12 protein-coding genes are annotated in these 11759 nt (G+C 45.9%); all 12 read right to left on the bottom strand.

Features of this window, described 5'->3' with window-relative positions:
• Window positions 1-209: 209 nt before the first annotated feature.
• Complete coding sequence (locus tag SK066_RS04610; protein ID WP_320543823.1) at window positions 210-1169, bottom strand: copper amine oxidase N-terminal domain-containing protein; 960 nt, start codon at window positions 1167-1169, stop codon at window positions 210-212.
• A gap of 125 nt (window positions 1170-1294) precedes the next feature.
• Window positions 1295-2278, bottom strand: coding sequence for a hypothetical protein (locus tag SK066_RS04605; RefSeq protein ID WP_320543822.1), 984 nt, complete (start codon window positions 2276-2278; stop codon window positions 1295-1297).
• Window positions 2265-2810: a hypothetical protein gene (locus SK066_RS04600; RefSeq protein WP_188776858.1), complete on the bottom strand. Its 546-nt coding sequence runs from the start codon at window positions 2808-2810 to the stop codon at window positions 2265-2267. Before SK066_RS04600 ends, SK066_RS04605 begins: the two co-directional genes overlap by 14 nt.
• Before the next feature lie 14 nt (window positions 2811-2824).
• The gene (locus SK066_RS04595) at window positions 2825-3217 is read right to left on the bottom strand and encodes a hypothetical protein (protein WP_320543821.1); all 393 of its coding nucleotides are present in this window, start codon (window positions 3215-3217) and stop codon (window positions 2825-2827) included.
• Between the two features lie 147 nt (window positions 3218-3364).
• Window positions 3365-3847, bottom strand: a complete 483-nt coding sequence (locus SK066_RS04590; protein WP_320543820.1) for an ABC transporter permease — start codon at window positions 3845-3847, stop codon at window positions 3365-3367.
• A gap of 77 nt (window positions 3848-3924) precedes the next feature.
• The gene (locus SK066_RS04585) at window positions 3925-6012 is read right to left on the bottom strand and encodes a hypothetical protein (RefSeq protein ID WP_320543819.1); all 2088 of its coding nucleotides are present in this window, start codon (window positions 6010-6012) and stop codon (window positions 3925-3927) included.
• Window positions 5999-7903, bottom strand: coding sequence for an ATPase, T2SS/T4P/T4SS family (locus SK066_RS04580; RefSeq protein ID WP_320544801.1), 1905 nt, complete (start codon window positions 7901-7903; stop codon window positions 5999-6001). Before SK066_RS04580 ends, SK066_RS04585 begins: the two co-directional genes overlap by 14 nt.
• A 15-nt stretch (window positions 7904-7918) precedes the next feature.
• Window positions 7919-8749 (bottom strand): CpaE/TadZ family protein, encoded by an 831-nt coding sequence (locus SK066_RS04575; RefSeq protein ID WP_320543818.1) that lies wholly within the window; start codon window positions 8747-8749, stop codon window positions 7919-7921.
• Entirely contained in the window at window positions 8737-9456 is a 720-nt protein-coding gene (locus tag SK066_RS04570) for a hypothetical protein (RefSeq protein WP_320543817.1), read from the bottom strand. The genes SK066_RS04575 and SK066_RS04570 overlap by 13 nt, the downstream gene beginning before the upstream one ends.
• A 115-nt stretch (window positions 9457-9571) precedes the next feature.
• Window positions 9572-10726 (bottom strand): SAF domain-containing protein, encoded by a 1155-nt coding sequence (locus tag SK066_RS04565; RefSeq protein ID WP_320543816.1) that lies wholly within the window; start codon window positions 10724-10726, stop codon window positions 9572-9574.
• A gap of 216 nt (window positions 10727-10942) precedes the next feature.
• The gene (locus SK066_RS04560; RefSeq protein ID WP_320544800.1) at window positions 10943-11146 is read right to left on the bottom strand and encodes a helix-turn-helix transcriptional regulator; all 204 of its coding nucleotides are present in this window, start codon (window positions 11144-11146) and stop codon (window positions 10943-10945) included.
• Window positions 11147-11315: 169 nt separating this feature from the next.
• Window positions 11316-11738, bottom strand: coding sequence for a MarR family winged helix-turn-helix transcriptional regulator (locus tag SK066_RS04555; RefSeq protein ID WP_188776850.1), 423 nt, complete (start codon window positions 11736-11738; stop codon window positions 11316-11318).
• Between the last annotated feature and the right edge of the window lie 21 nt (window positions 11739-11759).

Genomic DNA, 11759 nt, shown 5'->3' with positions numbered 1-11759 from the left:
ACATCATACCAACAAAATATCTGTAGTTCGCTTCTGTGGTATCGGGATCTTTGTCTTTATAATATTTTAAAGGTGTAACCGATTGAGATTCTTCAGCAGCATTTAACAGGAAATTTGAAGGAGTAAGAAGATTACATATAATGCATAGGATCATACCGACAGAAACATAACTTTTATAACGTTGTATCCAACGTGTAAAATATTTCATCTTATTGTTTCCATGGATTCTCAAGAAGAACCATTGAATCATTATTTGCATATTGGATTAAGAAATAATCAAAATCTTTAGGTGCTAGAGGTTGCTGGTCAACAATTCCGAGATAAGAATCATACCAAGATTCAATTTTAAAATAATTAAATCGTGTACCGTCTGCGTTCTTAGTCTTTAATTGATCAATTGCAGAACGATTACGATAGTCTTGCTTTTTTGTTAAATAGCCCATATGAAAGTTTGACTCATCAGAACGATTTCGTATAGTCGGAACCCCATCTACTTCTACACGCTGTACATCAAATAAAGTTCCATCAACGAGTTTGACTGGTAAATCTGATTGCTTCAAAATGACCACATTTTTGTAAGGATCTCCGAGTATGTTATCCAAAAAATAACCATCATTACGCTGATCAAAATACTTCGTCACCATCGACATCGGATTCTTCTTCAAATTGAGTTCCTCCAGCGTCGGCACATCCTTACTTCCAATCCACACCCATTTACCCGCCTGATCCCAATCCACCGACTGCCCCAACCCTTCACTCACTAACCGCAAAGGCACATACGTCCGCTGCTGCTTCACAATGATTTTGCTGTCATACGTCTTGCTCTCTCCATCAACGACAGCCGTTGAAGAACCGACAGTCAACGTCACGCTATGCTTATCCGTCTTCAGCGTAACCGTCTGCTTGCCTTTACTTTGTTGATATCCGACCTTCGCCCCCAGCTTCTCCGAGATAAAGCGGATCGGCACCATCACAGCGCTATTCTCGTCCTGAAATGGCTTCGCATCTGGGAAAGCCATTTTACGAGCATTCAGCAATACCTCCACCTGCTGCGTTGGAACTGTAATATTGTAGGTAGCATGAGCTTCATGATAGACAGGCAAAACGCCAAACATAAACGAACTTGCCACCACAGACAGCATTGTTTTTTTCAGTACATTCAATTTCATTGTAAATCCCCCTGTTAATAGTAGTTTTCATTCCGATGCGTTATTTGTTTTATGTATTTACCATAGGCAAATAATAAATAATGCGCTAATTTCTAGGCATCTTACTTTATATCGGAAGAATCAAGTTAATTACCAATAGTACAATTCAGAGGAAAATATCCATTCGCTGCGGCTTCTTTGGCTGACGTGAATACTTCCTCGGTCGCATACGATGATTGGCAGGAGCGCGCTGGAAAATAATATTTACGCCCGTCCGCAACAACACCATTAAACGTATCGGTCTTCACGATCTTTGCCCCTCCGAGCGCATAATTATTGTAATATTGACTACCTAGCGGAATGCCCTGTACAAAGGCAAGTACCCCTGCATCGTTAATCGTATTATTCCAATCCTCCTGCGAAATATATGGAACGGTAAAGGTATAGGATATCCCATAACGCTTCGCATCGGTATTGTAGCGATTAATCGTATGCTCCAGATCATCTTGAAGTGCATTCACAATCGTTGTACGACGCATCGCATCAAAGGTAGCAGGATCCTCAAGCAGCTTCACATTGGTCTGCTCCTGTAGCTCACTGCGAAAACCATGTAGCCACTTTCCATCTGCTGCACGGTGCATCGTAACATAGTCGTCCAGTGTGAACGCATAGGTATTATTTTGCTCGTCCTTGTACGCATACGGCTTTTTGGGACTCCATACATGGCGAAACTCCGTCTGTCCTTCCGCATTTTGATACTTTTCAAATTGATATACATAGTAGCCATCGTACCCAACTACCATCAGGGCGGGAATATAACCGTTTAACACCTGCTGACCATTCGGATCAGTTGCCACATTAAAATTCAAATACATCGTATGAAAAAATGTATCTGCCGCCGCTTCCTTATTGATCCGTACCTGCTTGGTAGACTGATACTGACTCTCCGCAAGCTGGCTCGCATTGGTAATAAGCGCATGAGCTGCATCCTGTGTTGCTGTATCGATTGCCTTGTTATACCGAAGCTGTAGCTGTAGATTATTGCGATTGTCCTCCTGATCCAGATTATTCTTCACAAATACAAATAATAGGATCAGCACGAAGATCACTGCTAGATTAGTAATCTTCATTTAAGATCATCCCTCCATACGGAATTACGATCTTCTCATTCGGTGCATTTCCCCCACCAAATAGCATATCTCCCATCAGGGTAGCCATTGTGCGATTCGTATTTTTCACAGTCACACTGAAAAAATCTCCCTGACTCAGCTTGTACACTCGTACTGGATCATCTGGATTATCGTTACCAGCCGGGAACAACTTCGCTTCAATCTGGCTGTTATAGTAGCCTTCATAATGCACCTGATATGTATTTTTAAAATTAGCATCATCGTCATACACTGGATCGTAGCGCTTATGCTGATGCTCCATCTGAATATCGTAGGTATTGCCTGTTAAAAATAACTGGTCTTTAAACTGCTGCATCATCGTCGGCGTAATATAGCCTTTATCGCGCACGCTATCCACGAATCGAGTCACTGCATTCAGCGCCACGATCTGCGAGCTGTTATCCTGAGAGCTGTATGCCGTATAAATCGGCCATATGCCCATCAGCAGCAGTGCTAGCAAAGCGGCAAAAATTTTCATAATTGCATTACTCATGCTCGGTTCCTCCCTCAGCTTGCGTCATAGGTAAGCAGCGTTAATCGCCCCTGCGTGTCCCGTACATAGGTCGGGTGATACGTACGATTCACATCTATATGAGATACATCCATTTCATCCGGGTCCATACTGCTGTCGAATCGCTGTCCATTCACTAGAACAGTCGCATTTAGCTCTTGAATTTGATAGAGCGTCTGAACAACCTCAGCTCCGGTGCAGGTGTAGTCACTTTCCATTTTTAATGTAGCTTGCTGGTTTTTATCGGTTGTGTTGATTAATGTATACACTTTGGCATTAATACCGGTTGTTGTCTGAAATAGGCGTGAGCCTGCGGACAGACAGATGATAAATAATAACATGCCTGCTCCAAGCCACAATGCGGTCTTCGCATGCTCTCCAATTCCCATAGCGCCATCATTTCCTTTAACTAGATTATGCGGACGGTAGCGTATGCTACTGCCCGCATGGTATACATCGAGATTGTGTTAGCCTGCTTCATTCGTATCATCTCATCTAGTGCTACTGTTTGCTTAGATCACTTGCTACTCCTACGTTCAGTTCTGACTGAATACTAGCGCACGAACGACATTACTGCGATCGCGAATAATTTCGCTTTTGAATGTTCCGGTTGGGTTAATGTAGTTACCCGACGCTTGATCCATTGCATCTGACAGACTACCGGATGGCTTGGTCTTATTCACCGAACCGTAATCCACACTATCGACAGAAGAAGTCGTATTCACTTCATTAAAATACCAATTCCCATTCGGGTTTTTACCTGTTTTCACCATGATGCCGAATCCACCTTGATCTTTAAACTTACGTAGCGAGGACACGACCTGGCTACCTGAAATATTCGTATTGTCGTACACCGCATATTGAGTTTGATCCAGCTCTTTTTGAATGCCAGAAAAATTATTCTGTGCGGTCTTGGTTGCTTCCTGCGCGCTAATAAACAGCACAACGACGATTGTGATCAAAGCGATGGTAAGGAAAAGTCCTGCTGCTACTTTTAAAGCTGCTGATGCATTATTCATGGTTTGGCTCCTTTAATATGTTGAATTGGAATTGCTGGGCAGCTGCGTATGCTATACCGCCCTATGATTGGTTATTTCTACAATTGATTTAACTGCTGATAATAGGCACCCATCTGCTCAAAGCTCATATAAATGAACGGTAAGACGAGATAAATAAATGTGAGTGCCGCCATCGGAGCAAAGCCGATGATGCGACCCCATTCTGATTTCGTTTCGATCATGCGCTCATAATCCTGCTTACGCTTCTCAAAATTGTAATTGCGCTCATGCTCCAGATCGTCGAAGGCTTCTCGAATCGGAATGCGCTCCACCGATAAAATAAGCTTGTCGATCGTGCGAGCTAATGGCACAAACGGTGCATTCTGCTTGAGCGCTTCCAGCGCTTGCTCAGCTCCACTCTCAAAATCGAGCACCGCCCGATGTAGCGGCTCTCTGAAAATCGTCGAGAATCGCTCCATCCACTCCAGTATGATATCAACGGACATTCGATCAATCTGACACAGCATCGTGATAATCGTATGAAACTGCTCCACTTCATTTTGCATATCAATATAACGAATCTTTTTCTGAAATAGTAAAATCCAGAATGGAATCAGATAGCCGATATAGCCCATTCCCAATGCCAGCACCAGCTCATACCATTTAAAATATTCCGATTGCAGCACACGCATTTTACCTTCGATACGATCTACTGCTGTCAGAAATTGCGAGCTATTGCCAGCCTGCGGATTATCCGTATACACCTCCTGCATAATTCGTTCCGGTAGTTGCTCAGGATCAATGCCCTCCAGCCGATGAATAATCCGGGTATCAAAATCGGTCAGCTCTTTCGCCTTAGCCAGCTCATCGGCAGAAAGCTGTCCGAACATCGTTTCATTTTGCGTCGGTGCGGTCAGAATATTGCGAATCGTAATCGAATGCATCGTATGAAACGATGACAGCATAATCGCAAATAGACTTGTTGCCAGCACCATCCGATGGAGATAATGCCATTCCAGCGGTGTCCCTGCATTCGCATCCTTGAGCAGTGTACGAATCCGAAAATGAGCTGTCGTTCGCTTGGCTGGCATGATACGCAGCACCAGCCACTCGATTGGACGAAGCTGAAGCAGCTTTTGCTCCCATAATATTTTGCGTACCTTGGCCTGATAGATGCCCTCCTGCTGATCCTGTAGCTTTTTGAGCAGAATATACGACAGTAAAATGACCGCAAAAATTACGATTTTGAAAAAGAAGCCAAATTTGCTGTCGTAAAATTGCTCCATGATCGGGAAATTATTTTTCGCCCATAGCTCAATCGGCTTCGTGAACAAAATAGGAGCAATGGCAATCGCTGTTAAGCCTTTTAGCAAATAGCTCAGCTTGGTACGCTTGAGTAGCTCCAGATTAATCTCACCTGTCAGCTTGCTCATATTGCTTAAATACAGCGAGCCATCCTCTACCGTCTTATCGCCAAACTCCTTGACCAGATAAGAAATTCCGGCAAATGCTTTTAAAAATCGGTTTGGTGCCGCCTGATAGTAGCTTTGTAGCTGCTTTTCCGGCTCTGCGGCTACGAGAATCTCATATACCTTTTTCGCATGGAGCGAGGCTTCATGGGTGGAGGCTTCAGACGCATCATGCAGTGCCTCCTCGATCATGCCATGCTGCTGATAGCTGTGACGCACATCGTCCATGACCGACTTGAGCTGCACGAGTAGCCGATTTTCCACCCGATTCACAAAGGCATCGATCAGCATGCCATTCATCACCAGCGCCGTCAGTGCAATCATGAACATAAAGGTAAGATCCTTATTCATAAACAGCAGCGTCAGGATAAATAGAGATACAATCGCCAGTGTGACGAACACAATCTTCATCGTTTCACGGCGCATAGAAAATTCATCATACGAATGAATCGATTGCAGACGCTTACGAACTCGAATAATGTAGGCACGCAGCAGCGGTACTCGCATATAGGCCTGGTAGGATTGCTGTAAAAAATGATTGTATTGGCGAATTCGCTTGGAGCGTCCTGATCCTACATAATCGAGATACGTTTTATACATTTCGGCATGGCCGTTCTGCCGATTTTTGCGCTGTACATATTGGAAGGCAGCCAGCAGCACGACAAAGCCAAATGCAGAACCGATTAACACATACGTTAATACATTAAGAAGCGTCAACGGCTATGCCACCCCAGTTCTCAGCGATAAATTGCTTGAATCGAAGCTGATCGGCAGGCTCCATCATCTCCAGCATTTGCTGTCGGTTCAGCTCGGAGATCGGATGCACCGCGACATACTGACCATCCCGATACTCGATAATATTGCGCCCTTCACCGACTTTACGTCCGGTGGAGCGCTGGAAGTAGGTTGTCATACTCTCCATCATCGCTGTAAATCGTTCATCCGAGCGTCTTGCCTCGCGAAAGCTGGTCGGATATTCCTCTTCATCCAGCACGACGCATTCGGTAATACGCTCGATATAACGCGTTCCATCTGGATCTCTACGCAAATGCACATCAAAGTTGAGTACCCGCACAACCTGTTCCTCTGCCGTCTTCTCATTGCTGAAAATACCCTGTTTGAGTAACGAGTTACGAAGCGAATACACCAGATCCTTAAACGTCTTCGCATGATGCGTGAAAATCGTAAACAAGCTGGCGACCTGTGCCATCTGAATCATCCAGGCTGCCACCTCATCGGTTGCGACCTCACCCAGAATGTTAACCGTTCCGTCCGTTTTCTTTTGCACATCCAGCCCGGATTGTCCGGTTACCGTCTCAGTTTCGCGGAACGTCAGAATATTACGCTTGTTGTAGATTTTGCGCAGATGTAGCTCGAATGACATCTCCTGAATACGCAATGTGAACGTTTCGTTAATGTAGGCAACGAGCGCCATCAAGAGCGTCGTTTTACCCGAACCCTGTGCTCCGGTAACCGCTACGATGCGCCCACCCTTCATCAGATAGATCAGCAGTGATTTGACCAGATCATGATTCGGAATGCGATCCGTAATGAGCTGATCCAGTGTCGCAGAAGCCGGATCGAATTTCCGTACGAAAAATGCCCAGGATTCAGCAAAGCTCGGACGTACAACGACAATTCGGCTCCCATCCTTCATTTCATTGACCTTAAAGCCATTCGCCTCGGACAGTTGCCCCGGATTATTATACCGATAGATGTTCTGACATACTCGCTTCAATTCAGCTTCTGTGCCAAAGGTAAGAAACTCCAGATGTACCGATTTACCACGATAAAAAATCCACACACTATCATGGCTAAATGGAATCGATTGCTCATTGATCGCCGATGTAAAATCGTAAAAGTCATCATCATATTCCACCTGACTGACCGGCACACCGGATACCCCACCGCTCACGCCATCAATCTTCATATCGCGAATTTCATCAATTACACTGAATCCTTTGAATGTCTGATAGACGCGTTGTACGATAATGTGTAGCTTATCCTCAAAATGCAGCACACTGCGGAACTGATCATATGCTTCGTCAATTTCGGCTGCTGTGATCACGTACGAGCCTGAGCCGCCTCCATCCGGTCGATGCTTGAGCTCAGCTAATCGATGCTCTTCTAGCAGACGCGATAATCCCTGTAGTCCGTACATCGCTTTATACTGATATAGCATAATATCGAACTTTTCCTGACTGGTCAGCGCAAGCGGATGATGAAAAGGAATCACCCCGTTCATATTGTCCTCGGTAAAATCATACGTCTTGAGCAACAGATCAAAGATCGTGCTTTTCACAAAGGTCTTCGCATTCAGATCACCGTGCGTACAGTCCTTGAGCGACTTGATTAATGTGGCTCGCTGATTCAGTCTGCGATTATATTCTTCCTCAGACAGACCGAGATCATCCAGCGAAGCAGAGGTCATTTCATTTAGTGCCGCTTTGACATAGCCGATAATCTCAGGCAATGTATATTTATTGTTGGACTTATCCTTTCGCTCGCGATCTTCACCTTTATAGCTCAGCTTAAAATAAACGAGTACAAATAGGATCAGTACGATAAGCCCGATGCAGGCTCGGTTGATCAACAAGCTCAGATCGATACTACTCACCTATCATCAAGCCTCCTTCGCATACATATTCGAATCTACCTCAAGCGCTTCGAACAAGCCCTTATTCAGTTTGCGAATATATTGCATAAACGTATAATCCGGCTGATCCCGCTGCACATGCTTACGTTTCAGGAAAAACTCAACCACCTTCTGTTCATTGCAAGCATCCATGTACGTGGTGCAATGCGGCAAAGCAAACAGAGGTGCCTTTGGCTTGAACAATCGCCGAATATTGTTAATCGTTAGCTGGGAAGCAGGATCATATTGCCCGATAACCAACACATACGGCTTGTCTGCCAGATGCTCGGGCGTCTGCTCGAAAAACTCGCGCAGCAGGCTTATGTTTTGACTAAGTGAGACGACCACCAGATCCGCATGGGCGATTACTGCCTTATTCAGCGCATGACCAGTGCCACTACCCGCATCCAGCAGTGTCAGATCATAAGCGCTACGTGCCGCCTGACAGATCGGAGCAGCCACCTCATGCATACGTATAAACAGGTCGGCATCCGGCTTATTCGTGCCAGGCAGTAGATCGAGCGAGCCGCTAAATACAGGAAGGGTGTAATCCTTCATCGTACTGCCTGTCAATTGACCGGAGCGTGCCAGCCGTTCAAGCGAATCGATACCGCTCGATGAATAAGCAATCGACATCGCATCCAGTGTACGCTGTTGTCTGCGAAAAGCATCCTCCACAAGTGAACCGCCATACTGGGTATGTCCAGCAAGCACGATGCTCACATAGTCGAGCGCCAGCATCGCCGCCGATGCAACCAGATTCGAGGAATTCCCTGTCTGCCCTGGACGCGCTCCCCAGAACGCAATTACATTCCCCATACCGGTTGACTCCTCCGCGATAATTTTTTCGTATAGCTTTTGAGCTCCTGATTGTCCAGCTCGCTCACATTCCCTGCCATCTGCTGAATAGCGGTGCGCAGTGGACGAGAGATGCGCTTAATGCTGACCGTATTGCTATTTTGATTCACAATCTTCTGCATATAATCCGCTTCATCAAACGGAATCGTAAATGAGCTTTCTTCAAATACGATCGGCAGACAGCCCAGCAGTTGCTCCATATAATCCTCTGCCAATCCACTATCCACCTGCTGAACAAACAAGCGGCAAAATGGCACTCGCGGCTGTGTCGCATCGCGCTTAGCCAAAATCAAGCTCATTAACTCCATCGCCCTTTCAAGCGAACGGCGCTCTGGCGACATCACGACAAATCGTTGTTTGAAGCTTTCCAGATCATCCATACGAATAAAATCAGGCTGCGAGCATAACACAAGCACATGATCGTATTGCTGCTCCCGATCCAGCTGATGCTTCATCTCAGCAAAGGTGGTGAACGCATAGCCGATATCAAATTCATCATATTCAGATACCCCCTCGCCATTGGCAACGATCGGTGTATTGTAACGAATAAAGCCTTCTGTGCTGGCATCGACCAGCAGTACCCGGCGACCTGCCGTTTGCAGGAATTTGCTCAAATAGATAAGCAAATCACTAATATCAGCAGAGCCAAGAAACAATGAGTATTTCATAGTAATCCTCCTTCAGCATTGGATAATGTACAGGCGCTTTCACGCTTGTACGCTATATCGTGATTTTCCTTCTGTACCTTATCAGCGATCGGCTGGATCGTGGATGTTACCTGTTTTATTTGACTAATGGCTGTTCAAATACATCCTGTGCCTTCTGATCCGTATGACTGCCGCTGGAGCTTGTAGCTGAGCTACTTGAAGCCGGCGTTGCCTTGGGCTCGATCGGCGTTACAATATCAACTGATGGCTTGGATTCATCCGTGCCCTGCGCCGCTGGGTCTGTAACGGGACTGGTCGACGAAGCTGACGGTGAGGATTGCAGGGCTGGCGTTTCAGACACGACCGAATCCTGCGTGTACGTACCACTATTTCCATTGCTTATACGACTTGCAGCATCTGCTGCGGATTCGCTAGAGGTCTGCGATACCGCTGCTCCACTGACCTTTGCCTTGTCTGCTTCACTCATCCGACCCAGGTTCATATCCAGTGTAGACCGTGCTTCCTTGCTCAGCTGTAGTGTCGCCTTTTCAAGTACATTCGGATCGGATTGGATCAGGTTGATCACATCGATATTGGCAGGATAATTCGGAATAGCTTTCTCCTGCATGTACGGATCAGCATAGGAAATGGCATACAATCGTGCACCCTGCAAATACGCATCCACGATCGCACTGCTCATCGCCAGTAGCTCGGATTCATTGATGTTGTACCATACGGTTGTACCGGATAGGTCTTCGACCTTTTTCTTCGATAGCACGATATAATCACTACCATTTGGGAAACCGATGCGCACATCGACAAAGTCACCCTTTTTCAGCTTACCTGGTAGCTCCATAACGCTATACTCGCGGCTCCTCAAATCCTTTGGTGTAGCGCCTTCCGCGTATACCATCGCTGGCGTAAGTGCGGTGCCCTTGCCTGCATCAATTTTGATAACTTTGCCGATCAGCTGCTTGGGATCAGCGATGGCATTGGTCGGTGCGCCCTGACGAGATACAAATGCAGTCGTTAGCTGCTTGCTACTAATGATATCGCCTGCCTTCAGGTCGCCGATCGTCACTACAATTTTGCTGGAAATCGCTTGCTGCTCCTGCAATGCCTGCTGCGCGCTCGTAAGCTCTACCTCATATTCTGCCTTGATCATTTTGAGCTGCTTGGATTGATAATTGATCAGAAATATGTATCCGAGCGATGATAAGATCGCTACGATCAAGCCGCCGATCAAACCAGCGTAAATCTTATTTTTCATCCGAAAACGAATAATGGACACGTTGCTAACACTCCTTAACTAAAGCTCAATTCACTTGCGATATAGCTAGATGATCCTATAAGTTCTTGCTAACATCATTCGACTACGGGTATACGATTAAAGTTCTGATTACACTCATTTCAGGCGCCATTACGTTCCATTCGTTTCGGTTACATTCTGCGACGTTCAAGCGAATGGCTTACGGTTCTACTTCACGACTGACAGATCAACAGCTGCTCATTCCCCAGCAGCTAGTGCCCAGATCGGTGTATTGAGTACCTGCTGAATGAGTAGCTTTTCCTCTTCGGTTGGCTTACTCTGAGCATTTTCCAGTCGGCTAATACGCGTCTGATACGAGCCGATCTGTCTGGCAAGCTCACCCTGTGACAGCTTTCTACGCTTGCGAGCAAAGATCAGTCGTTCCGCTTCATTTAGCATCATCTCCACCCCTTTTTGCTCCTTTCGATAGACATGAACAACAAAAAAAGCACGCAAAATGCCCTAAGGACATTAAGCGTGCTTCGCTTGTAATTAGTCGTTGTTTATTTATACAGCCATATTATATGATGCCCCTACACCATGTCAATCGCTTTTTATAAAGGGATATCAATTACTCGTTATTGCTATGGTACATTTTGTTGAGCAATTGCCATAATTGCTCCTTTTCCTCAGCGCTTAGGCTGCTCGTTAATCGCTCATTGGCATCCTGTAGTGTCTGATACAATATCGGCTCAAATGCCCTGGCACGCTCGGTCGGATAGAGCAAATAGGCACGCCGATCATTCGGATCAACACGCCGCTCAATATACCCTTCCTGCTCCAATTGTCGGACGGAGCGCGCCGTCGTAGCCTTGTCGAATTTGAGATCATTGGTTAGCTGATCCTGATTCACACCGGGACGCTGCAAAATCGCTTTTAAATAGCTATGATGCCCACCGCTACCGATGCCATGCGGTTTAAAGCTACGCGCGAGCTGCTTCTGATTAAGTCGATTAATATACGAGATCAGCTTGCCGATCGAATCCCTTTTCATGCGTGTACACCTTCTCTACCG

Source organism: Paenibacillus hunanensis, from assembly GCF_034055775.1.
GTDB lineage: Bacteria > Bacillota > Bacilli > Paenibacillales > Paenibacillaceae > Saccharibacillus > Saccharibacillus hunanensis.
This window is presented reverse-complemented; position numbering and strand designations above follow the sequence as displayed.

Excerpts from the sequence above, each read along its gene's own strand:
- SK066_RS04610 (WP_320543823.1), bottom strand. The coding sequence starts at position 1,169 with ATGAAATTGAATGTACTGAAAAAAACAATGCTGTCTGTGGTGGCAAGT.
- SK066_RS04605 (WP_320543822.1), bottom strand. The coding sequence starts at position 2,278 with ATGAAGATTACTAATCTAGCAGTGATCTTCGTGCTGATCCTATTATTT.
- SK066_RS04600 (WP_188776858.1), bottom strand. The coding sequence starts at position 2,810 with ATGAGTAATGCAATTATGAAAATTTTTGCCGCTTTGCTAGCACTGCTG.
- SK066_RS04595 (WP_320543821.1), bottom strand. The coding sequence starts at position 3,217 with ATGGGAATTGGAGAGCATGCGAAGACCGCATTGTGGCTTGGAGCAGGC.
- SK066_RS04590 (WP_320543820.1), bottom strand. The coding sequence starts at position 3,847 with ATGAATAATGCATCAGCAGCTTTAAAAGTAGCAGCAGGACTTTTCCTT.
- SK066_RS04575 (WP_320543818.1), bottom strand. The coding sequence starts at position 8,749 with ATGGGGAATGTAATTGCGTTCTGGGGAGCGCGTCCAGGGCAGACAGGG.
- SK066_RS04570 (WP_320543817.1), bottom strand. The coding sequence starts at position 9,456 with ATGAAATACTCATTGTTTCTTGGCTCTGCTGATATTAGTGATTTGCTT.
- SK066_RS04560 (WP_320544800.1), bottom strand. The coding sequence starts at position 11,146 with ATGATGCTAAATGAAGCGGAACGACTGATCTTTGCTCGCAAGCGTAGA.
- SK066_RS04555 (WP_188776850.1), bottom strand. The coding sequence starts at position 11,738 with ATGAAAAGGGATTCGATCGGCAAGCTGATCTCGTATATTAATCGACTT.